The following is a 21,126-nucleotide window of genomic DNA, read 5'->3' as shown; positions in this document are numbered from 1 at the left end:
GCCCTGTGTCCCTGCCTGATCCCGGCCCCGCCAGGGTCCTGGTTGTCGACCCCATAGCCCCGTCCGCTCTCAACGAGTTACGCGCCCGCTACGACGTCACCGTGCAGCTCCGGCCGGAGCCCACCGAACTAGCGGACCTTCTGCGCGGCCAGGACGCCATCGTGCTCCGCAGCGGCATCACGCTGCCCGGCCCCACCATCACCGCGGCGTCCCGGCTGCGCGTCATCGCGCGGGCCGGTAACGGCGTCGACAACATCGACCTGACCGCCGCGCAGCAGGCCGGGATCCAGGTGTTCAACGTCCCCGCCGTGTCGTCCCGGGCCGTCGCTGAGCTCGCGCTCGCGCTCCTCTTCGCCGTGGCACGCCACGTGCCGCTCGCCGATCGGCAGGTGCGCGCCGGAGCCTGGCGCAAGGCGACCCTGACGGGCTCCGAGCTGACCGGGAAGACCGTGGGGGTCGTCGGCGTCGGCGACATCGGCGGACACGTCGCTTCCATGGCCGTCGGCCTCGGCATGAACGTGCTCGGCTCGGTCGGCACCCCGACCCTCGAACGGACCAGGGAGTGGGCGGCCCGGGGCGTCGGGCTGACCACCACTGACGAACTGCTGACCGCTGCGGACGTGGTCATCGTGGCGTGCCCCCTCACCGACCGCACCCGCGGCCTCATCGACTTCCGGGCCCTGGCCGCGATGCAGCCGCACGCCTACCTCGTCAACGTCGCCCGCGCCGGAGTCGTGGACGAGCCCGCGCTGTACGCCGCGCTCAAGGAGCGGCGCCTCGGCGGCGCGGCCTTGGACGTCCACGCCACCGAGAGCGGCACGCCGGCGCTGGCCGAACTCGACAACGTCGTGCTGACCCCGCACATCGGAGCGATGACCCGGGACGCGCAGGACCGCATCGGCCGGACCCTCCTCGACGGCCTGGAACTCGCCCTCGCCGGGCACGACGCGCCCACCCGCATCTGCTGAACCCCACCCCCCGGGAGACCTTGATGAACACGGACCTGACCGTCGGCGTCGTCGGCGCCACCGGATACGCCGGAGGCGAGCTGTGCCGCCTCCTCCTCAACCACCCGCGCGTCCACCGGATCATGCCGACCGCCCGGCACGGCGAGATCTTCGAGCACGTACACCCCAACCTGCTGGGCAGCGGGCTGGCGTTCAACAGCTTCGAGGACCTGCGCGACCAGGCGGCCGACGTCGACGTCGTCTTCTTCTGCACCCCGTCCGGGACCGCCATGAAGCACGCCCGCCACTTCCTGGACCGGGACTGCCGCGTCATCGACGTGAGCGCGGACTTCCGCTTCCCCGACCCGGACACCTACAAGCGCGTCTACGGCGCCGAGCACACCGCCCCCGACCTCCTGGACGAGGCCGTGTACGGCGTCACCGAGCTCCACCGCGACCGCATCGTCCGCGCCCGGCTCGTCGCCAACCCCGGTTGCTACGTCATCACCGCGATTCTCGCCCTGACACCCGTCCTGCGTGCCGGCTGGGCGGACCTCGACCGGCCCGTCCACATCTCCGCGGTCAACGGGACCACGGGCGCCGGCCGCACGCCCGTGCGGGCCGTCATGCACGCCGAGGCGCTGAACTCCATGCTCCCCTACAGCCTGGACGGGCACCGGCACGCGCCCGAGCTGGAGACCCACCTCGCCACCGAAGCCGGTCGCGCCCTGACCGTCGACCTGTCCACCGCGCACGGCAACTTCGCGCGAGGGATCCACGCGCAGGTCAGCCTTCAGGTCCACCCCGAGCACCGGGACGGCATGTCGCGCGACCGTCTCGTCACCCTCCTCACCCGCTTCTACCAGGGCCAGCAGGACGGCCCCGCCGAACCGTTCGTCCGGATCGTCACCACGTCCAGGACCGGCGGCCTGAACTCCAAGGACTACGGGCTTTACCCGCGGCTCACCGCTGTGACCGGTTCGAACTTCTGCCACATCGGCGCGGACTGGGACGGTGAACGCGGCACCCTCAAGCTGGTCGCCGTAACCGACAACCTGATCAAGGGCGCCGCCGGCTCCGCGATCCAGAACATGAACGTCATGCTCGGCCTCGACGAGACGTACGCGCTGACCGCGTACGGCCTGTAGGGAGGTTGCCGGGATGAACGCCTTACCGCTCCTGTCTGATCGGCCCGTCACCGTTGGCGAGCGGTGGATCTTCTCCGCCGGATTCAATGTCGCCGACACCCGGGGCGACACTTCCCGTATCGACAGCGACCTCTCCGACATCGCCTACCTCGCGGAACAGGGCGCCCGCGTCGCGGTCCTGTCCCACCAGGGCCGCCACCATGACGGCACCGCCCGCCACCTCGGCGACATCGCCCGGTACATGGCGGACCGGCTGGACCGCCCCGTCTACTACTACCCGGACAACGCCGACGCCGGAGCTGCTGCCCGGTCCCAGATCCTCGCCCCGGGCGAGGTGTGCGTCTTCGGAAACACCCGGCACCACGCGGGCGAGGAAGCGGGCGACCCCCAGCTCGCGGCCCGGTTCGCCGCCCTCGGCAACTACGTGGCCGTCGGAGGCTTCTCCAAGGCGCACCGTTTGCACGCCTCCAACGTCGGCATCCTCGCGCATCGGCCCGGGTGGGCGGCCGGGAGCCTCCTCGATGAGACCAGCCTCCTCGCACCCTGGGCCGGCCGCCTCCCCGACATGCCCTCGGTCGCCTTTCTCGGCGGGGTCAAGCCGGAGAAGACCCTGATAGGACTGGTCGGCTTCTCCCGCACCTACGACCTGGTCGTCCCTGGTGGCGCGGTGCTTCACCACCTTCTGCGCGCCCAGGGCCACAACGTCGGCGCGTCCGAACTCGGCGGCAACGCCGACGCGTGCACCGCCGCCGCAGCACAGGCCGCTCACTCCGCGACGGCCCGCATCCATCTGCCCAACCGCGTCATCATCGCCCACCGCTACGGTGACAACTACACCGGCAAGCAGGTGATCAACATCAACGACGGCGTTCCGGACGGCCACGCCATTGTCGACTTCCTGCCCGAGCCGTGGCTCAAGGACCACCTCCGCCAGCTCCGGACCGGCACCCGCGTCGTCGTCGCCGGGACCCCGAGCCTGCACACCGCCGGATACTCCGTCGCCTCCCACCTCGCCGTCGCCGTCGCCGGCGCCCCGTCCCTCAGCGGCATCCTCCTCGGCGGCGACACCGTCAACGAACTCCCCTTCCGAGGACTGACCTCCACCGGTGGAGGATCCGCCCTCCACTACCTCCACCACGCCGACCTTCCCGTCCTGCAAGCCCTCCGCGAGCGCACCATCTGGAGAGCCGCGTGACCGAGTACGACTTCCCTCCGACCCTCACACGCATCCGGTTCGGCCGCGGTCTCCTGGACAAGCTGGGCGAGTACACCCGGCCCTGTGGAGGCACCGCTCTCCTCGTGTGCGGGCACACCTCCGCCCGCGGCAACGGCGCTCTGGGGCAGGCCCTGGCGAGCTTGGAGGCCGCCGGCGTACGCGCGTACGTCATCGACGGCATCACGCCGCAGTCCACCGCCGTCGACGCCGCCGCCGCTCAGGCCCGTGCCACCAGAGCAGACGTCATCGTCGGCATCGGCGGCGGCAGCGTCCTCGACGCGGCGAAGGCCACGGCCGTCGCCGTCGCTCACGGTCCGTCGGGCCCCCTCGTCGGCACCATCCTGACCCCGCACGCCGACTGCCTGCCGGTCGTCGCCGTTCCCACCACGGCCGGCAGCGGAGCCGAGGTCACCAAGGGCGCGATCATCACCGATACCGCCCGCGGCCTCAAGTCGGGCATCCGCGGCTTCGACGTCTTCCCGAAGATCGCCCTCGTCGACCCCGCGCTGACCGACACCCAGCCTCGTGGCGTCGCCATGACCTCGGGGTTCGACGCGGTCACCCACGCCATCGAAGCACTCGCCGCGCGCAGTTCCAGGCCGCACACCGACACAATCGCGCGCCAGGCCCTGGACCTCTTGCCGGACGCCCTCCGGCGGATCGCGGCCGGCCACTGCAGCTCCGAAACGCGCGACAGGATGGCCTTCGGAGCCGTCCTGGGCGGAATCCTCGTCGCGAGCGCCAGCACCTGCCTGCCCCACCGTATGCAGCAGGCCATGGGAACCCCGGACCGCCCCGGCCCCACCCATGGCCAGGGGCTCGCCCTCCTCTACCCTGCCTGGCTCGAAAGCCTCCAACAGGCCGCGCCCGAGGCCGCCGCCCGCGTCGCCGACGCGCTGCGCACCGACAGCACGCGCGAGGCGGTCGCCCAGCTCCTGACCCTGACCGACCTGCGCCGGTCTCTCCGCTCTGTTGGCTACGGCCCCGAGGACATCCCCGGGTTCGTCGCCCGCATCACCGGCAACATCGACAACGACCCCCACCCCGACCCGGACACCACCCTCATCACCTCGATCTACGAACGGGCGCTGTAAACCCGATGTACCCCGAGCACCACCACCGCTCTGCTAGCTTCCAGACCGTGAACGACCGTGTGTACAAGGGCAATGCGGGCAAGGACGCACTCGATGACCAGGGCTGGCTTCTCGGCTGGTTCAAGCCCTCTGACGATGTCCGGCACAGTACGGATGTCGAGGTCAAGTGGGGTGTCCACCCACGCGGTGACCAGCGCAGCATCTGGGTCACCGGCGAGGAACGCGAATGCCTCCTGGTCCTCGTCAGCGGGAAGTTCCGAGTCCAGTTCCACGAGGAAGACGGCGGCGACACCCTGCTCGAAGAACCGGGCGACTACGTCGTCTGGGGGCGCGGTGTCGACCATTCGTGGACGGCAGAGGAAGAGTCGGTCGTCATGACCGTGCGGTGGCCCTCCATCCCCGGCTACAAGGCCCCAGACAGGAGCACCCCATGACCGTGCTGGACACCCGCCCCACCACCCCGCTCGGCTTCGTCTCGTTGGAGATCACCTCCAGCTGCCAGCTCACCTGCCCCGGGCAGTGCTACGCCGACGCCGGCCCGACCGGCGGCCACGGCTCGATGACCACCGCTGACTGGTACCGGGTCATCGACGGTCTCCCCGCCCTCGGGACGAAGACCGTGCAGATCATCGGCGGGGAACCGACCCTCCACCTCGACTTCGCCGACATCGTCGGCTACGCGCTGCGGGCCGGCCTGGCGGTGCGGGTCTACTCCAACCTGTACCGCGTCCGCGCCAAGCACTGGTCCCTCTTCGAGGACCCGCGGGTCAGCGTCGCGACCTCGTACTACAGCGACGACGCCGATCAGCACGACGCGATCACCGGCCGGCCCGGGTCCCATGCGAAGACGCGCGCCTCCATCGTCAAGGCCGTCCGCCGAGGTGTGGACGTGAAGGTCGCCATCATCGACCACGGGAACGGTCAGCGGGCGGAGGAGGCCCGTATCGAGATGGAGGCGCTCGGAGTCACCGTCTCCGTCGACAAGGTCCGTGCGGTCGGACGCGCCGCCGGCGGCCTCCTGCCGTCCCCGTCGTCGCTGTGCGGACGGTGTGGCGACGGCAAGGCCGCCATCCTGCCGGACGGGCGGGTGTCCGTCTGCGAGATCGGCCGTTTCCTGGCCGTGGGCAACGTCCGGGAGACGCCGCTCGCGTCGGTCCTGTCCAGCTCCGAGTGGGCGCAGGCGCGCGCGAGCGTCCCGGCCCGGACGTCGGCGGATCCGTGCGGGCCGGACTGCGGGCCCTCGGACGACAGCTCGTCCGGCGGCGGTACCTGCGGACCGATGGACAACTGATCGAGCAGGGCACGGGAAGAGAGGAAGAGGGCAGGCATGGACTGGCGGGAGCGTGCGAGACAACTGGCCGACGAGGTTACCCGGCCGGGGTCCCGCTGGGGGGCCGCCGTCGCCGCCACTCCCCGGCACGTGTTCGTGCCCCGGTGGTACGAGCGAGACCAGGCGGCCGGCGGCCGGGTGGTTCGCGACGGCGCGGCCGACCCCGAGGCGTGGCTCGCCGCCGCGTACCGCGACACCACGCTGGTGACGCGGGTCGGGGCTCTGCACGCCGACGACGCCGAACCCGGCACCGTCGTCACGTCCGGGATGTCGACGTCGTCCTCGACGGAGCCGGGGCTGGTCGTCGGGATGTACCGGCACGCGGAGCTCACCGACAGATGCCGCACGCTGGTGACGACCGGGACCGGCTACGGCACCGCCCTGGCCTGCTGGCGCCTCGGCCCGGACTGGGTGACGAGCGTCGACGTCGACCCCTACCTCGTCGCCGCCGCCACCGATCGACTCGCCTCCATCGGGCTCCACCCGCAGACCGCGGTCTGCGACCTCACCCAGGGGCCGCTGCCCGGCAAGTACGACCGGATCGTGTCCACCGTGTCCGTCCCGACCATCCCGGCCGCCTGGCTCAAGGCGCTGCGCCCCGGCGGCCGGCTGGTCACCACGATCACCGGCACCGGCCTGATCCTCTACGCCGACAAGACCCCCGACGGCGGCGCCCGGGGCCGGACCTCCTACGAGCCGGCCTCCTTCATGGCGCCCCGCCAGGGCGACGACTACGAGGAGACCGTCCCGGCCTCCGTCTGGGACGAGGCGGAGAACGGCGACGGCAAGGTGACCACCAGCCGCCACTTCCTCGTGTTCGTACCGGAAACGTGGAACATCCGCTCCATGCTCCAGCTCCACACCCCTGGCATCGAGCACCGCCACCGGTGGCACCCGGACCGGAGCCACACCGTCTGGATGACCCACCCCGACGGGTCGTGGGCTCGCGCCCATGCCACCGCTCCCCGGGAGGTCCCCACCGTGCATCAGGGCGGCCCCCGCCGCCTGTGGGACCCCCTGGAGGACATCCTCGACCGCCTCGCCTGGATGGGCGAGCTGCCCGTATACGGCGCCCGGGTCACCATCACCCCGGACGGCGAGACCACCCTTACTCGCGGCCCGTGGAAGGCCGTTTTGTAACCACTTGCTCATATTTCTAGGCCACATCGGGGCGGGGCCCGAACCCACGACGACACCTCGGGTGGGAGATCGGCCACTGCGCGGCCTCCTCCACGGTCCTCACCGAACCGGCCGCCAAATCCGGGTCGTTGTGCCGCGTCCACCCGCACCCGACGCTGTCGAAAACCTCGACGTGGCTCACGCCGGCCTCGCGCGCCCGGTTCAACGTGCCCGCGTTGTACGCCACCGCTGACTTCGCCAGCGTCGCCGCCTCCGCCCACGCCCGCACCGGCACCCGCGCTCCGTTGCGGTAGACGACGTGGTCCAGCCCCTGGCCCTCCAGCCGCTTCGCGAGCTCCCGCGCGCTCTGCACCGCGGTACGGTTCCCGGCCGCCAGCAGGGGAACCTCGCGCCGGGCCACGGCGCGCGCCGTCCGGTACCACTGGCTGGCCATCCGCTCCGCCTCCTGGGAGCGGCGCAGGAAGTCGCCGTAGCTGTCGGCGGCGAGCGACTGCAGCGCCTCGGTGTGCATCGCCGTCCACCCGAACGGCCGGCCCAAGTCCACGGCGGCGGCCCGCGCGCCCTGCTCGTACAGGTGCGGGAGCTGCCGCTGCACGAACGCGCGCGCCTCCTCCTCCACCCGGGCCGCGAAGTCGGCGATCGACTCCTTGAACTCCTCCAGGGTCTCCAGGACGTACGGCAGCCGCCAGCGGGCCGTGATCGAGAGCAGCACCTTCTCCTGTGCGTCGGCGAGCCGCTGCCAGGCGTCCTGCAGAACGGCGGCGACGCGGCGGGCCACCTCGTCCGGGTCGCCCGGGGTCAGCGGCGGCCACTCGTAGGTCATCGCGCTCCCCTACCAGCGGCGCCGGGCCGGGCGCAGCGCCGCGACGACCACGACCGGCAGCCCCTCGTCGCCGGTCGTGGTCTCGTCCGGCGCCACGGCACCGCTCACCGCGGTGATCTGCCGCTCAAGCCCCGTGAGGTTGCCGGAGTTGTCGACCGTCATCACGCCGTCGACGGTGAGGCGCAGCGGCTCGGCGAGCAGTCCGGCTCGCCGCTCCGCCAGCACCTCCAGGGCCACGGCGCGCGCCGTCCTGAGACGGGTGTAGCGGACCTCCAGGTCTGCCGCGTCCGTCCCGGGCCCGAGCTGCGCGAGCAGCCACGTTCGTACCGCCTCGTCCACCGGTCTCCTCCCTGCATGGTGAAGGGCGCGGCGCCTCCCCTCGTGGGCGCCGCGCCCTGCTCGTTACGCCTGGGCCTTGCGGCCGGTCCGGCGCGGGGCCGGCGGCTTCTCCGCCGCCACAGGCTCCGGCTCGGCCTCGGCCTCCGGCTCCGGCCCGTCCGCCGGCTCCGGCTCGGTCTCGGCCTCCGGGTCCGGCTCGGACCCCGGCTCGTCGTCCGGGATCTCCGGGAGCACCCCGTCCTCCCACGCCGCCGGCGCCGTGATCAGCCGCGCCACCGCCGGACTCGGCTCGTCACCCGGTAGGAGGATCACCCGCTCCCGCCGCTCCGGGTCGTACACGTGCACCGTGCTCGCCAGTCGCCCCATGTCAGATCACGCTCGCAACGAGGTGGCCGTCGGGGGTGTGCATGACGGGCATCGCGGCGGCGGCGACCTTCGTCCAGATCTGGCCCGGGTCGGTCTGGACGCCCCTGGTGACGATCAGGCCGGGGGCGTCCTCGCGCAAGATCGCGGGGTTGGTGCCCCTCGTGAGGTTCAGCGAGTCCCAGGTCCGGCCCCACTGGATCTGCGCCCACCGCTCCCGCTGCGGTGGCACGTAGATCCACGCGCTCTCCGGGAGCACCTTCCGCGCCACTCCGTCGACGCGGACCTGCGCCTTGTAGAACCTGACCGGCGGCAGGCCGTACGTCGCGCGCACCGACTGCACCTGCGCCGGGTTCAGGGTCGCCGTCGGCGTGGTCGACGGCGACACCGACTGGTAGAACGCCGCGCGGTACGCCTGGTTGTTCGCCAGCGGCGCGTACGCCTTCTTCGACGTCAGGACGAACTCGGGCTCGGGCACGCCGAGGTCGTCCAGGTACTGCAGCCAGCCCAGCTCGTCCGCGATCGGGTCCGAGTTCTGGGAGTCCGTCCACGGCACGGCCGCCGTGACCCGGTTCCCCGCCGGCATCCCGTAGTCGGCCTCGGTGATCAGCCGGTTCTCATCGATGGACAGCTTGCCGTCTAGCAGGACATCGCCGGCGGCGAGCTCCAGCCGGGAGTACACGGACTCGACGTGCCGCTCGACGTCGTCGTACAGCAGCTCGATCAGCCGGTCCTGGTCGGCGCCGCGCTCAGCGTCGAGGAGAAGCTGCTCCTGCTCGCCGACGACGAGCTTCTGGCCCATCTCGATGAGCGCGCCTTCGCGGACGTTCGACCACGCCTCACGGGACGCGATCGGCACGCTGGTGTCGTACGCCCGGTACTTCGCCGTATTCACGTACCGGCCGTTGTCCCGGATGCGCCACTTCACCTCGTTGACCGTGAGCGAGGGGAACACGACCCGCTGGAGCAGGAAGTCCTCGGGGGTCGGGATCGCTCGCGCGAAGGTGGTCAGGTCCTTGACCGACACGTCCTTCAGGAGGTCCTGGATCGTCATGGGGGTGCCTCCTTACACGAAGCGGATCTGGGCGGAGGTGGGCGAGAGCGTCACGTCGGCCGGGTTGAGCGGGCCGCCGGGGACCTTCGCCGCGTGGACGACGCCGTGCCACAGCAGGGCGGCCGGTACCCGGGTCTGGCCGGGCGCGAAGTACGCCTCGGCGAACACGACGCCGGCGAAGAGCTGCGTGCCGTCGGTGTTCGCCTTGTTCCACAGCCCGTACAGGCCGGTCGCGGTGATCCGGCCCACGGGGACGCCGGACAGGAACCGGCTGTAGGGCTGCACGGGGTCGGTGGACGCCGCGTAGTGGGTGCCCGCGGTGAACTTGGACAGGTCGAGCGTGATCGTCTCGGTCTGGTCGGTGCCGTGCAGCGACGCGAGCCAGTCACGGTTCGCGGTGTACGTACTCGACCGGGAGATCGGCTGGATGGACATCCTGCTCCTGGTGAACGTGGGTGGGGCACACGCTCACCAGGCGGCGACGTCGTCCACGAAGGGGAAGGGCGTGGTCCCTGGTCCGGCCTTGTCCCGCCGGTGGGAGGTCTCGCGGACGGCTACTCGGCGGCCTTGATGTGGCCGCGCCTGCGCGCCATCTCCAGCCCGCCGGAGCCGCCCTTGGGCTGGCCGTTGCCGCGCGGCGGCGGCCCACCGGCGGGGGAACCTCCGGGCGCCGGCGGCGGCTTGATCTGCCCCGGCTGCCCGAACAGCTCCGGGCGGCGCTGCGCCAGTGCCGCCGCCGCGTCCGCCACGGTCTGCTCGTCGGCGTCGTCCGTGACGGTCAGCAGCAGCTCGGCGTCAGCGAGGTTGTCGCCGCTCGCGCCGAGGGCGACCAGCGCGCCCCTGCGGACGGCCGCCCGCTCCCGGGCGGCGGCGGCGCGCTCGCGGGCCTCGGCCGCCTTCGTGGCGTCGGCGGCGGCCTGCTCGCGGCGTTCGACCTCGGTCAGCTGTGCCTGCTGGGCTTCGCGCTGCGCCGTCACGAACGTGGTCAGCTCGTCGGGCTTCTCGAAGCCGAGTTCTCCGAGGAGCTTCTTCACGGCCGTCCGGCCGCCCTGGTCCTTCTCCCGGGCCAGCAGCCGCGCAAGGGTGTCCTGGTCGACCACCACACCGGTACCGGCCGGTGCCGGTTCGCCGCCGGGCTGCGCGGACGGGTCGTCCGGCGAGGCGCCGAGGATCGGAAGGATCGGGCGTCCGTCGCGCCGGTGGCCGAGGGGCGTCTTCGGGGCAGGCAGCGGGCGGGCCATGGCGGTCGTCCTCCAACAGCAGCGCCCCCGCGCCGACGATCAGTGTAGACCCAGGTCCCGTCCGCTTCGCGATCTTGACGGCCTACTCGCCGTCGTCGTCCCTGCCGCCGGTGCCCGGGACGGGCGGCGACCCGGCGGGAGGCAGCGGCGCCGGCGGGACGCCGGGGTCCGCCTTCGGCAGTCCCAGGTACTCCCGCACGACCGCGTTGTCACCGGTGGCGTCCGCGAGGCGCGCGGCCTGCTCGAAGGCCCGTTTCTGGATCCGCTCGATCTCTTCGGCCGCGTCCTCGATCGGGTAGCCCGCGTCTTGCAGCATCCGTACGCCGGTTTCCAGGCTGATCACGCCCTTGGTCACGCCGGTGACCACGTCGGTGAGAACCGCGGTCCGGTCGGTCGGGGTGGGCGGGCCCCACGACAGCTCCGCAGGCAAGGACTCCCCTTCGGGCCAGACGCGTCCGGCCTGGTGGAGCCGCTGCACCATGCGCAGCAGGATCTCGTACTTGTCGGCGCGCGCGAGCCGCATCGCGCCGACGAGGGAGTCCAGCGGGCTCAGCGCGAGCTGGAGCGCGTACCCGGACGGCACTTCGGTGGGGTCGAGCAGGCCGAGCCCGGCAGCGGTGAGCCGACTGTTCGCCGCGATCCGGTCCTGGAGGTGGTCGATGCGGGAGCGCAGCTCCGCCAGCTGAGGTGAGGTGTCGAGCGTGTCCATCCGGCCGGACTCGTTCAGCTCCCACACCGAGCCCGCCTTCACCTTCACCGGCAGCGGCTGGCCGGTGGTCCGGTCGATGGGCAGTCGGGCGCCGGCGAGCGCGATGACCGGGCTGCCGGTGGTGGCCGACGCCGACGCCGAGTCGGTGTCCGTCGCGGCCAGTTCGTCCAGGGCCTGCAGGACCAGTGCCAGTGTGCTCTTGCCCCAGTGCTCTCCCACGTCCGGGATGCTGTTCGGGATGTGGACCACGGGCAGGAAGTCGACCTGGAGGTCCAGGCGGTCGAGGACCTGGCCGTCGGACCTTGTCCGGTACCGGGCCTTGCTCTCGGGCAGGGTGAAGACGTCCCGGCCGCCCTTGAGGTCATCGAGCACCCACTCGGCGTCCGTCAGGTAGCACGTGAACGGCGACGGCGCGGAGGCCCACGGGTAGACGCGGGTGATCTGCCCGGTCTCGGCGTCGAGGGTGTCGCCCGCCGTCAGCACCGGTGTGCCGTCCTCCGCGAGGACCGTCTCCCGGACGGGCGCCCCGCCGAGGTCGGCGCCGGAACGGGTGGCCGGCCGGATCGACCCCAGCTCGTACGTGATCCGTCGCACCCGCTCTTTCAGGCCCTTGGCCGGGTCGGCGGGGAGGCCCCACGCGAAGTGCACTCGCGTCGGGTACTCGGCGATGTCCTGCTCGCCCTCGTCCCACTCCGGGAAGTACCAGCCCGGGTCGTACGTACGCAGCAGGACCCGGTTCTTCGCGGGCGCCCAGGACAGCGCGTACACGGCGTCGCCGCAGCGGACCGCGCACCGCTCCGCCTGCTGGACGCGCAGCAGGAGCTGTTCCTTCTTCGCCCACGCCCGAAGCCGCTCCTGCAGCTCGGCCGCCGCCTGCGCGCCTTCGGCCGGGTCCTCGTCCTCGGCGTGCTCGGCGCCCGGGACCACGATCTTCTGCTCCGAGCCGAGGAGGTAGCCCACCGCCGCGTCGATGAGCCGCGCCGGGTCGCCGAGTTCTCGGCGGTCGAGACCGTCTTCGTCGCCGTACGCGGCGGCGAGCTGTCCGGCCTGGTTCTGGTCGTAGGCAACGAGCATCTTGTACGCGGTCAGCCGGCGCAGGTCGTCGTCCGGGATCCACTGCCTCGCCAGCTCGGGGAACACGCGCCGCCCGTGGTCCGGGGCGGACATCGTCTCCTTGTAGTTGAGCCAGCTCCACGCGTCGATGAACAGCTCGCGCAGGCCCACAGCGCCTCCAGGCGTCCGAGCCCCGCGCCCGCACCGAGCAGCCTACGCACTCAGAGACGGGAAACGCCGAGGGAGTCCGCGCAGTTCATGCGCTCGCCTTTGCAGCACGGTAAGCACGCGATCGGCAGGCGGGCGAGCAGTAGCGAGGAGGACGCCTTCGGCCACCGCCGACCTTGATAGGACGTCCACAATCAGGCGCCTCGCAGAGAACTTCGCTACGGATGGCAGCCCGCAGTTCTTCGATCGACGGCAAGCCCGGCGCGTCCTTGGAGCACTGCTGCCAGAGAATCCGAGCAACACCATCTGTGCCTCGATCCTCACGTCGACGCGCCGGCGTGTCCCATCCCGTCCGTGGACGCAGAACAGCGATCGGCGTCCATCCGACTGCGCGCAGGCTCGCACCCGACTCAGCGCCCTGCGTGTATGTGATCACCCGGCGGAAACCCATCGCCGACCCTGCCCGCCATGCCGCCCCGTACAGGGCGGAGCACGCGTTGGGTGTGCCGTCGGTGGCGACGCGAGTGACCTCGATCGTGAAGCGCGGGTCAAAAGCACGAGCCACCGGGCGACCAACGATAGCCACGCCACAAAGCACGCCCGGACGAACCACGCCGATGCTGAACCGATGCCCCTGAGGACGCCTGTGGTGGCGGTGGATCCGGTCGACGGCTTCGCACGCTTCGGCAAACATGAGCGGGACGATCGTCAGCCGCGACTGTTTGTCGGCCACGGTCGGCGGCCCGATGGGCATGGTGCTCATCGGCGCCCGTCCAGGCGCTGGTCGTTACTCGGACCGACGCGGCCAGGCAGGTCGAGGAACAGGTCCCACAGCGCCCACACGGCGGAGTCGAGGAGGTCGGGCGAGTCCTCCGTCTCGCCGAGGCCGACGAACGTCAGCATCTGCTCCTCCAGCTCCGCGAAGGTGCGCGGCGGCCCGACGTGGTGGATGCGGACCTGCTCGTAGAGCTGGGCCACCGGCGCGGCCCTGGCCCGCTTGCCCCGGGTGGCGTGGACGATCCGCCACGGCACCCGGGGGTCGACCTGCTCCAGCAGGGCGGGCAGGTACTCGCCGCCGTTGTTCGCCTCGATGACCACGCAGTCCGCCTTGTGCTCGTGGTAGAGCGCGGCGGCCCGGCGCATCGCGGCCGTCGGGGTGAGGCGCTTCTCCTCGGCGTGCAGGACGTACCCGCGGGGCCTGTTGTCGCCGTACGCCGACACGTACGGGGTGCCGCGCCCGGCGACAGTGAAGCCGGTGAGGTCCGCGTTCTCGTGGCTCTTGGTCGCCGGGTCCACGCCGATGACGATGCGGTCAAGGTGCGGAACGTGCTCGCGGGGGAGGCGGAACCCCTCGACTTCGAGCATCCAGCCCGCCCACAGGGCGCCCTCCACGTCCTCCAGCAGCTCGCCAGACAGCTCTTGGCGGCCGAGGCGGGTGCCGGCGTACTCCTCCTCCAGCTCCTCGCGGGCGGCCATCGACAGGTTCGCGTCGTTGTCGGACATGTGCCCGCGGGTCAGAAGCACGCGCGGCGGCGGACCGCCTTCGCGGTGACGTTTCTGCTGGACCTTGCCGCGCTCCACGAGCTTCTTCACGTGCGGGAGCGGCTTCGGGGTGGTCGACAGGATGACCTGCGGGTTGTCGGCCTCGCGCAGGCAGAACCACAGCATGTCGTAGACCTCCTGCGCCGTGTGCCGCGACCAGGCCGCGTACTCGTCGCACCAGCCCTTGTCGAAGGCCCAGCCGCGCAGGTTGTCCGGGGTCTCGGCGCCGAACCCTCGGATCATCGTGCCGTTCTTGAGCCACAACGTGGTGTCGCCGAGGGAGCTGTTGAAGCGGCGGATGTCCTCGGGCGGGATCACGCTCAGCAGCCCAGACTTCGGCGACAGGAAGCAGATGTCGCGCACGAGCGTCGCGTTCTTCGCGATCACCGCGATCTGCTGGTTCGGCACCTGCGCCCACTCGCGCACCGACTCCGCCGCCGTGCGGGTCTTGCCCCAGCCTCGGCCGGTGAGCAGCAGCCACGCCGTCCACAGCCCGAGCGGGGTCCGCTGGGCGGCACGGGCGTGGTTGTGGAACCAGCCGGCGTGCGGCAGACCGTCGCAGTTCGGCCGGTCGCACGCCCAGCGGCGGCGGGAGACCTCGTCGGCCCGGACCAGGGCGGCGACTTCCTGCTGGAGCTGCCGTTCGCTCATGGCCCGCGGGTCGGGCAGGGCCTCGATGCCGCGTCGGCGCGCCCATCCTCTGCGCGTCACGCCTCCTCCTCCGGCGTCTCGCCGATGCGGCGCTCCAGCTCGCGGCGCAACTGCTCCATGCGGGCGCGGCGCTCCTCGTCGCTCATCTCGCCGGCCTGGAGAGCGTTGTCGTCGTCGGCGTCGGGGAGCACCGTGCTGTCGGGGGCGAGGACCTTCCGTTCGATGTCGGCGGCGACCTGGAAGTACCGCAGGAGCTGGTCGGGGGACAGCTCGCGGGCGTCGAGGCTCTGCAGGCGGGCGACGGCCTTCCCGAGGAAGGCTTGGGCGATCTTCACGTGGCGGCGGGCGGCCTCGCGGCGGGCGACGGTCTGCTCGGCGAGGAACACGCGGTCCTGCTCGCGGTCCCACGCTTGGGCGCGCAGGACCCAGGCGTGGGCGGAGGACCAGCGGGCGATCAGGGCACGGGACTTGTTCAACTCCCGTGCCACTCGCGTGATACTCCGGGCGGGGCCCATGTCGCGGTACGCCGCGAACCCCGCGAACGCCACCGTCGACTCGTCGGCCTGGCGGTCCCACGGGTCGTTGTCGCTTCCTGCCACCGTCCGGCTCCTTGCCCTGCGCTCCTCCCTGTCGGGTTACTCCTCGCCGTCTCCGCCTGCCGTGCCGGTCCACACGTCCAGGGCCCGCCATGGCTCGTCCTCGGGGACGTCGCCGGCACGGATCAGGTCGGCGATCGCCGTACGGACGGCGGCCGCGGTGGTGGTCGGGATCTCGCGGAGGCCGAACACGGTCTCGATCGGGGCCGTGCCGTCCCGGGACGCGGTGCGGGCCTGGGGGTCGTACCAGCCTTCGGAGAGGTCCGTCAGGTGCCGCTCGAAGGTGTCGAGGATGACGCCGAACGCCGTGGCCGCGTTGCCGATCTTGTAGGCGGCGCGGGTGGTCTCCAGCGCGTCCAGGACGCCGTCGTACTGGGTGAGCGCCAGGCCCCAGCGGGCGTCGGCGGTGCCGGTCTTCTTCGCCTCGTCCAGGGCGGCTTCGGCGCGCTCCAGCTCGTCGGGCAGGAAGACGATCGTGATGGTGGTGAAGTCGAGGTTCGCCTCACCGAGGCCGCCGACGTCGACCTTCTCCAGCAGCTCCAGGGCCTTGTCGTCCAGGCCCGTGTACTGCCGCCACTCGACGGATTCCAGCTCCTCGTACAGCTCCTTGAGGATCGCCGGGTCGTCCTGGCCCGCGATGGCGTTGTGGGAGAGCTGGAGCGCGATCTGCCGCTGTCGGGGCAGCGGGTCGGTTATCTCCAGCCAGCCGATGCGGGTCAGGCCGGCCTCGATCGCCGCCATCGTGCGGTGGTTGCCGGACAGCACGATGCGGCGGCCGGAGTCGGCGTCGTTCCAGACCAGCGGTGTGGAGGTGAGGCACCCGTCCTGCCGGATGTTCTCCACGAGCTGCTTGAACTGCTCGTGCGGCAGGAACCGGGCGTTGAGGTCGAGGAGGGTGAGGTCGCGGGGGTCGCCCTCCACGTAGGCGGGCGGGGTCAGCTGCTCGGTCACTTCGTCGTCTCCTTCGCGGTGGCCGGGGTGGTCTTCGGGGCGCCCCACTTCTTGGACCAGGTGGCGAAGGCGTCGGCGAGGGTGTGCCCGCCCATCGGCCCCTGGTACTGGAGCTGGTAGGCGTAGCCGGACTCGTTGGAGGGGCCGCGCTTGGTGAGCTTGAGCAGCCCGCGGTACTTCATCGATACGGGCTTCTGGGTGAACGCGGTCGTGGCCACGGCCCGGATCCGCTTGGAGAAGGCGCGCTGGCACAGCAGTTGGGCCTCGGTGCTCGTTGCCGCGAGGACGATCAGCTTCGACAGCCGGGGGTAGTCCGTCGGGGCCACCGCGAAGTCGGACAGCAGATACGCCTCGTCGGGGGTGTACGAGGACGGCGACATAGCGAAGACGCCGACGATCCGGCCACCGGCACGGACCGCGACGGACAGGTGCGCCGAGCCGGGGGCGATCTTCGGGTTCAGGTAGCGGGAGCGCAGCGCGTTGAACTGGGCGGCCGTCAGGGGGGAGAGGGTGAGCGGGCCGGTGATCTCCTCCCCCTGGCGCAGGCGAGGGGCGGCGACCGGCTGGATCGGCTGGCGGGGCGCGACGATCCGCGTGCGCGCCTTCGAGGCGTAGACGTAGAACGGCGCGGCCCGGGGCGTCGCCTTGATCACGCCGCGCAGGTGGGACTCCAGCTCGGGGACGTGATGGTTGGACGCGGTGAGCCAGTACGGGCGCTCGGTGATCGCACCGAGGACGCTCACCACGTCGGCGTCCGTCAGGGGGGAGTAGGTCGGCGCATCCCAGGCGAAGTGGGCGTCTAGGGGGGCGTACAGCTTCTCGTAGCCGCCTCCGTAGAAGGGAGGGAAGGAGCACACGGGAGCGGTCTCAGGCACCCGCGTGAGCCACGAGCGGACGTCCTCGGCGTCGTACGAGGCGAGCTGGAGGTCGGTGGCCGACAGCTTCTCGACCGTCTCGGCGTGCATCCGCTCCCACTGGGCGCGGTACGAGGAGACGACCCGCTGGTGGTACAGGGTCTCGCGGCCCAGGGCGGGCAAGAACCGGGTGCCCAGCATCATGGTCGCGACCGTCCCGGCGGCATCGTCCAGGGAGTGGGCGAGCCAGCCGAGTTCGTCTTCGGACTCGGGACGGAGCCGGATCCCGACGGGTTGCCGGGTCAGCCACCGGCCGATCGCGCTGGTGTAGATCGACACGTCGGAGGAGTGGAGCTCGAAGCCGTGCGCCGAGATCGACCGCTCGATGGTGAAGTTGCCGCAGCACGGGATGTAGACCGCGGCGCCGGCGGGCCACTCGCGGGCGGTCTCGTGGACGATGGCGCGCATGGGCTGAGGGATCGTGCCCTGGAACATGGTTCCCCTCAAGGCGTTCCCCGCGCCACGTGGAGGCTATCAGCGCAGGCCCTGGACACGGCTGTGCGGCGGGCGCCCTCGGAAGGGTGCCCGCCGCACAGGTATCGAGGCGACGGCCCGGCCGGTACGTCGGCCGGGCCGCCAGGGGGTCACATCAGCGGGATCTGCTCGTGGGTCGGTCGCGGTCCGAGTTCGCGGACGACGTCGCCGGTGCGCTCCTGCCACCAGTCGGCGAACACCCTTCGGTGACACCAGAGTCCGGGCTTCGACAGGTCCTCGAAGCACAGCAGGACCAGGCGGTGGTCACCGGCGGCCGTGGCGACGGCGTTCAGGAGTTCGGCGATCCGGGGAGCGCCGAGCTTGTCGAGGTCGGCGCGGTAGGCCGCGGTGAAGACCGGCTCGGGCTCGGTGAAGTAGGCGGCGGCCGGGGCGAGCACCGGCACCTGGTGCTGCAGAAGGTAGGAGAGCTTGTAGCGCGGGTGGCCACGGGTGATGCGGACCGGCACCCCCTGGGCTGTCTGGAAGTCCGGGAACCGGTTCGTGAACAGGGTCAGCACGTGCTGCTGTCCTCTCTGGTGTAGGAGCGATCCTCTATGGAATTGGCAAGAAGCCTGCCCCGATAGGGACGCTTTTCAATTCCCTTTAATCCTATGCTTTATCACCCGACGAATCAATGTTTAACCTTTCGCATTCCGCATTAATTCCGGCTCCAATTAGCTTGAATTCCACGCCCTGGCGGCCGGGAGGGAGATAGCGCGGTCGGTGACAGGCGGGCGCCGGCGGGGGCGTACGCACCCGGGGAGCCGAGAACGGGGTGGAGGGAGGGGCGGGAGCGGAAAGCGCCGTACGCGCCGACCTGCGTGCGCGGCCGGTGCCCGGCGCCCGTGGCCGACCAGGGAGCCGGCGGGCGGCGGTACGCGAAAGGCGCGCCACCCGAAGGGGACGCGCCTTGGACTGGCGAGCGGGCCCGGCCTCCTTCCGGGCCCGCCTGGGAGCGTTAGCAGCGACGGTAGGACACGACCGCTTCGGTGATGGGCAGAGTCTGGGACCACGTGGCGTCGGGGCCGCCAATTTCGACGCCGCCCCAGCCGGACCGCCCAAGGATGTACGCCTGCTGACCGCAGGGAGCAACTACCGTCCAGGTCCAGCCGGCGCAGTTGACGTGGGTGGTGGCTCCGAGATTCGTGAATCGCCAATACGTCTGGGAGGCGGCCAGCGTGAACACCGTCTCGTGCGTCTCCTGCTCGGTCATTCTCGATCCCCTTACGAGCTTCAATTGATCTTGACGATTTGAAACTATTTGACCGCTTCGTCTAGAGCAATAGGAATTCTTCCGTAATATTCCGCAATTCCTCTCCCGCTCCGTCATGCAGTTCGGCGCGGCCCGGAAGGGCTGGGGTGGTGAGGGGGAGGCGTACGCGGTCCGAAGCGGAGACCTAGGGGGGCGCACGCACCCGAGGGACCCATCCCGGGGGGAATGGATCCGCCGCCCAAGATCGCCCGTATACGCCCGCCTACGGGGCCCGGGGGCACCAGGGGCCAGGAAGAGCTGTCCGTATCGCCCCACAACGGAGCGAGCGCACCGCCCGGGTGGGCGATGCGCTCGCTGTAGATTGGCCGCCGGGCGGGTCCGGCCTCCTTCCGGACCCGCCCGGCCTCACGTCAGGCGTCCTGCTTCGCCTCGGCCGGAGCCGCCTTCTTCGCCGCGGCCCGGGTCCGGGGCGCGGCCGGCTTGCGGGGAGCCGCCGGCTTGCGGGCGGCCGTCTTCTTGGCCGGGGCCTTCTCCTCCGGGGTCGCCTTGGGCTCGGCCTCCGGCGCCTCCAAGTTGTCGACCTTGATCGGCTCCTCGGCCTTCGCCGACTCCTCGGCCTTGACCGGCTCCTCGACCTTCGCCGGCGCCTGGGTGGCCTTGACCGCCTCCGCCCAGGCGACTTCCTTGGCCTGGGCGATGCCGTTCGCCTGGCGGAGCATCCGGCGAGCCAGCGTTACCTGGCTGTGGAGCCGGTCCATGACACGGACGTACCGGCCGAGCTCCGCACCGAGGATGTCGGCCAGCTCCTCCGGCTTGGCAACCTTGGTCAGCTCGTCCAGAAGCGGCAGCAGCCCTTCCTCGATCTTGCCGAGCCGGTCAGTGGCCTGCTTCTTCGCCGCCTCCCGCTTCTCCTTCTCCTCGACGGTGGGCTCCTCGTCGGTGATCATCGAGATCTGCTGCTCCGCCATCCGCAGGCCCTGGGCGAAGTTGGCGGCGTCCGCCTCGCTGTCGAAGTCGCCCTTGAGGTAGCGCATGGCCGCGACCATCTGGTTGGCCGGGGAGAGCTGGGCGATGTGCCAGGCGAGGTTGGGCTTGATCTTGCCCTCCGTGACCCAGGCCGCGACCTCGTCGCGCAGGGTGAGGAGCCCGATCCGCCACTTGATGTGGGTCTCGGTCTTGCCCCACTGGGCCGCGATCTTCTTGGGGTCCCAGCCGAGGGCCATCATGTCGGCGTAGGCACCGGCCTCTTCCATGATCGTCATGTCCTCGCGGTTCACGTTCTCCGCGACGGAGAGGATGAACGCCTCCACCTCGTTCAGGTTCTCCAGGACCCGGACGTCGACCGTGGCGATGCCGGCCATCTGGCAGGCCCTCCAGCGCCGCTCACCGGCGATGATCATGTAGTGGGCCTCGGTCTCGCCCTCGAAGTCGTAGGGGCGGACGACGATCGGCTGGAGCAGTCCGTTCGCCAGGATGGAGGTGGCCAGTTCCTGCAGCGCCTCCTCGTCGAAGAACCGGCGGGGCTGCTTCGGGTTGGGGGCGATCTCCTCGATGCGGACGTTGGGGAAGAAGGCCGGGGTCTGGGTCTCGATCTCGGTCATTTCTTTTTCCTTTCGCTTTGTTCGCCGTTCCGGTAGGTCCGGGTTGGTGCGGTCGAACTACTTAGAATCTATAGGCAGTCAACTTCGGAAGCAATAGGGAATCCGGAAAAGAATTCAAGAATTACCGCGACGGAATACGGAAAGGAATTCAATGCCTTTTCGATCCCCTCCCCATAAAGGAAGGGCGCCCGCCGAATCGGCGAGCGCCCTTCCCCTGAGAGTGCGCTGATCAGGAGTCGGCGGGCGCCATCACCTTCCGGGAAGCCCTCGCCGCACGCAGGAGATCCCGCGCCCGGGTCTCCCCGAGGGCGATGTCCGCCGCCCACGCCGGCGCCTTGAGGTCCGGTCGAGTCGTCAGCGCCAGGCGGGTCAGCTCGATGCGCGCCTCCTCCGAGCTGCACGCCCGATACCGCTCCGCCCAGGACGGGTTCGGCGGCTCCGGGCGCCGAAGGCTGTCTGACTCCTCGGCGCTGCTGGCGGGAGGCTCCACGACCGGCGGCTCCTCGGCGCTGCTGGCGGGAGGCTCCACGACCGGCGGCTCCTCGGCGCTGCTGGCGGG

Annotated in this window: 22 protein-coding genes and 1 pseudogene; 8 read left to right on the top strand and 15 right to left on the bottom strand. The window is 71.1% G+C overall.

All coding sequences use genetic code 11. The features are described from left to right. The first annotated feature begins 5 nt into the window (after nucleotides 1-5). The 7 genes from ADL08_RS08385 to ADL08_RS08355 are packed head-to-tail and all read left to right on the top strand — an operon-like array spanning nucleotide 6 to nucleotide 6,875. Nucleotides 6-968: an NAD(P)-dependent oxidoreductase gene (locus ADL08_RS08385; protein WP_234352053.1), complete on the top strand. Its 963-nt coding sequence runs from the start codon at nucleotides 6-8 to the stop codon at nucleotides 966-968. Nucleotides 969-991: 23 nt separating this feature from the next. Continuing rightward, nucleotides 992-2,095, top strand: a complete 1,104-nt coding sequence (gene argC, locus ADL08_RS08380; RefSeq protein WP_053641434.1) for an N-acetyl-gamma-glutamyl-phosphate reductase — start codon at nucleotides 992-994, stop codon at nucleotides 2,093-2,095. A gap of 13 nt (nucleotides 2,096-2,108) precedes the next feature. Then, the gene (gene pgk, locus ADL08_RS08375) at nucleotides 2,109-3,290 is read left to right on the top strand and encodes a phosphoglycerate kinase (RefSeq protein ID WP_053641433.1); all 1,182 of its coding nucleotides are present in this window, start codon (nucleotides 2,109-2,111) and stop codon (nucleotides 3,288-3,290) included. Then, nucleotides 3,287-4,405 (top strand): iron-containing alcohol dehydrogenase, encoded by a 1,119-nt coding sequence (locus ADL08_RS08370; protein WP_053641432.1) that lies wholly within the window; start codon nucleotides 3,287-3,289, stop codon nucleotides 4,403-4,405. Before pgk ends, ADL08_RS08370 begins: the two co-directional genes overlap by 4 nt. Before the next feature lie 47 nt (nucleotides 4,406-4,452). Beyond that, nucleotides 4,453-4,839 (top strand): signal peptidase I, encoded by a 387-nt coding sequence (locus ADL08_RS08365; protein WP_053641476.1) that lies wholly within the window; start codon nucleotides 4,453-4,455, stop codon nucleotides 4,837-4,839. Then, nucleotides 4,836-5,696, top strand: a complete 861-nt coding sequence (locus ADL08_RS08360) for a radical SAM protein (protein WP_053641431.1) — start codon at nucleotides 4,836-4,838, stop codon at nucleotides 5,694-5,696. Before ADL08_RS08365 ends, ADL08_RS08360 begins: the two co-directional genes overlap by 4 nt. A gap of 36 nt (nucleotides 5,697-5,732) precedes the next feature. Continuing rightward, entirely contained in the window at nucleotides 5,733-6,875 is a 1,143-nt protein-coding gene (locus tag ADL08_RS08355; RefSeq protein WP_053641430.1) for a hypothetical protein, read from the top strand. Nucleotides 6,876-6,891: 16 nt separating this feature from the next. Here ADL08_RS08355 and ADL08_RS08350 read toward each other — a convergent pair whose 3' ends face one another. The 15 genes from ADL08_RS08350 to ADL08_RS08285 all read right to left on the bottom strand — a co-directional run bounded on the left by ADL08_RS08350 (nucleotide 6,892) and on the right by ADL08_RS08285 (nucleotide 20,567). After that, entirely contained in the window at nucleotides 6,892-7,698 is an 807-nt protein-coding gene (locus ADL08_RS08350; RefSeq protein WP_053641429.1) for a phage minor capsid protein, read from the bottom strand. 9 nt (nucleotides 7,699-7,707) lie between these two features. Then, nucleotides 7,708-8,037 carry a hypothetical protein gene (locus tag ADL08_RS08345; protein WP_053641428.1) on the bottom strand — a complete coding sequence of 110 codons (330 nt, stop codon included), beginning with the start codon at nucleotides 8,035-8,037 and terminating at the stop codon, nucleotides 7,708-7,710. Between the two features lie 63 nt (nucleotides 8,038-8,100). Next, complete coding sequence (locus tag ADL08_RS37105; protein ID WP_053641427.1) at nucleotides 8,101-8,403, bottom strand: hypothetical protein; 303 nt, start codon at nucleotides 8,401-8,403, stop codon at nucleotides 8,101-8,103. A 1-nt stretch (nucleotide 8,404) separates the two neighbouring features. Next, a complete protein-coding gene (locus ADL08_RS08335; protein WP_053641426.1) occupies nucleotides 8,405-9,454 on the bottom strand; it encodes a major capsid protein in 1,050 nt (349 codons plus the stop codon). A 12-nt stretch (nucleotides 9,455-9,466) separates the two neighbouring features. Further along, nucleotides 9,467-9,889, bottom strand: a complete 423-nt coding sequence (locus tag ADL08_RS08330; RefSeq protein WP_053641425.1) for a head decoration protein — start codon at nucleotides 9,887-9,889, stop codon at nucleotides 9,467-9,469. 119 nt (nucleotides 9,890-10,008) lie between these two features. After that, nucleotides 10,009-10,695, bottom strand: coding sequence for a hypothetical protein (locus ADL08_RS08325; protein WP_053641424.1), 687 nt, complete (start codon nucleotides 10,693-10,695; stop codon nucleotides 10,009-10,011). Nucleotides 10,696-10,777: 82 nt separating this feature from the next. Continuing rightward, the gene (locus ADL08_RS08320) at nucleotides 10,778-12,628 is read right to left on the bottom strand and encodes a hypothetical protein (RefSeq protein WP_053641423.1); all 1,851 of its coding nucleotides are present in this window, start codon (nucleotides 12,626-12,628) and stop codon (nucleotides 10,778-10,780) included. A gap of 85 nt (nucleotides 12,629-12,713) precedes the next feature. Then, nucleotides 12,714-13,388, bottom strand: coding sequence for an XF1762 family protein (locus tag ADL08_RS37560; protein WP_199836972.1), 675 nt, complete (start codon nucleotides 13,386-13,388; stop codon nucleotides 12,714-12,716). After that, nucleotides 13,385-14,878, bottom strand: coding sequence for a terminase large subunit domain-containing protein (locus tag ADL08_RS35235; RefSeq protein ID WP_053641422.1), 1,494 nt, complete (start codon nucleotides 14,876-14,878; stop codon nucleotides 13,385-13,387). The genes ADL08_RS37560 and ADL08_RS35235 overlap by 4 nt, the downstream gene beginning before the upstream one ends. Beyond that, nucleotides 14,875-15,417: a hypothetical protein gene (locus ADL08_RS37100; RefSeq protein ID WP_053641421.1), complete on the bottom strand. Its 543-nt coding sequence runs from the start codon at nucleotides 15,415-15,417 to the stop codon at nucleotides 14,875-14,877. Before ADL08_RS37100 ends, ADL08_RS35235 begins: the two co-directional genes overlap by 4 nt. Before the next feature lie 36 nt (nucleotides 15,418-15,453). Next, nucleotides 15,454-16,365: a ParB N-terminal domain-containing protein gene (locus tag ADL08_RS37095; RefSeq protein WP_053641420.1), complete on the bottom strand. Its 912-nt coding sequence runs from the start codon at nucleotides 16,363-16,365 to the stop codon at nucleotides 15,454-15,456. Then, nucleotides 16,362-17,714: a hypothetical protein gene (locus ADL08_RS37090; protein WP_063885260.1), complete on the bottom strand. Its 1,353-nt coding sequence runs from the start codon at nucleotides 17,712-17,714 to the stop codon at nucleotides 16,362-16,364. The genes ADL08_RS37095 and ADL08_RS37090 overlap by 4 nt, the downstream gene beginning before the upstream one ends. A 149-nt stretch (nucleotides 17,715-17,863) precedes the next feature. Beyond that, nucleotides 17,864-18,271, bottom strand: coding sequence for a hypothetical protein (locus tag ADL08_RS08295; RefSeq protein ID WP_053641418.1), 408 nt, complete (start codon nucleotides 18,269-18,271; stop codon nucleotides 17,864-17,866). Between the two features lie 440 nt (nucleotides 18,272-18,711). Next, complete coding sequence (locus ADL08_RS08290) at nucleotides 18,712-18,966, bottom strand: hypothetical protein (protein ID WP_053641417.1); 255 nt, start codon at nucleotides 18,964-18,966, stop codon at nucleotides 18,712-18,714. 410 nt (nucleotides 18,967-19,376) lie between these two features. Further along, nucleotides 19,377-20,567, bottom strand: a complete 1,191-nt coding sequence (locus tag ADL08_RS08285) for a ParB/RepB/Spo0J family partition protein (RefSeq protein ID WP_053641416.1) — start codon at nucleotides 20,565-20,567, stop codon at nucleotides 19,377-19,379. A gap of 335 nt (nucleotides 20,568-20,902) precedes the next feature. Here ADL08_RS08285 and ADL08_RS37985 point away from each other — a divergent pair. Further along, nucleotides 20,903-21,126, top strand: a pseudogene (locus ADL08_RS37985) (hypothetical protein); the annotation flags it as partial.

Source organism: Streptomyces sp. NRRL F-6492 (assembly GCF_001280125.1).
Lineage (GTDB): Bacteria > Actinomycetota > Actinomycetes > Streptomycetales > Streptomycetaceae > Streptomyces.
The sequence above is the reverse complement of the archived record's forward strand: the minus strand, read 5'-3'. Positions and strand labels throughout refer to the sequence as shown.

Excerpts from the sequence above, each read along its gene's own strand:
- argC (WP_053641434.1), top strand. The coding sequence starts at position 992 with ATGAACACGGACCTGACCGTCGGCGTCGTCGGCGCCACCGGATACGCC.
- pgk (WP_053641433.1), top strand. The coding sequence starts at position 2,109 with ATGAACGCCTTACCGCTCCTGTCTGATCGGCCCGTCACCGTTGGCGAG.
- ADL08_RS08360 (WP_053641431.1), top strand. The coding sequence starts at position 4,836 with ATGACCGTGCTGGACACCCGCCCCACCACCCCGCTCGGCTTCGTCTCG.
- ADL08_RS08355 (WP_053641430.1), top strand. The coding sequence starts at position 5,733 with ATGGACTGGCGGGAGCGTGCGAGACAACTGGCCGACGAGGTTACCCGG.
- ADL08_RS08350 (WP_053641429.1), bottom strand. The coding sequence starts at position 7,698 with ATGACCTACGAGTGGCCGCCGCTGACCCCGGGCGACCCGGACGAGGTG.
- ADL08_RS37105 (WP_053641427.1), bottom strand. The coding sequence starts at position 8,403 with ATGGGGCGACTGGCGAGCACGGTGCACGTGTACGACCCGGAGCGGCGG.
- ADL08_RS08335 (WP_053641426.1), bottom strand. The coding sequence starts at position 9,454 with ATGACGATCCAGGACCTCCTGAAGGACGTGTCGGTCAAGGACCTGACC.
- ADL08_RS08330 (WP_053641425.1), bottom strand. The coding sequence starts at position 9,889 with ATGTCCATCCAGCCGATCTCCCGGTCGAGTACGTACACCGCGAACCGT.
- ADL08_RS08325 (WP_053641424.1), bottom strand. The coding sequence starts at position 10,695 with ATGGCCCGCCCGCTGCCTGCCCCGAAGACGCCCCTCGGCCACCGGCGC.
- ADL08_RS37560 (WP_199836972.1), bottom strand. The coding sequence starts at position 13,388 with ATGAGCACCATGCCCATCGGGCCGCCGACCGTGGCCGACAAACAGTCG.
- ADL08_RS37090 (WP_063885260.1), bottom strand. The coding sequence starts at position 17,714 with ATGTTCCAGGGCACGATCCCTCAGCCCATGCGCGCCATCGTCCACGAG.
- ADL08_RS08290 (WP_053641417.1), bottom strand. The coding sequence starts at position 18,966 with ATGACCGAGCAGGAGACGCACGAGACGGTGTTCACGCTGGCCGCCTCC.
- ADL08_RS08285 (WP_053641416.1), bottom strand. The coding sequence starts at position 20,567 with ATGACCGAGATCGAGACCCAGACCCCGGCCTTCTTCCCCAACGTCCGC.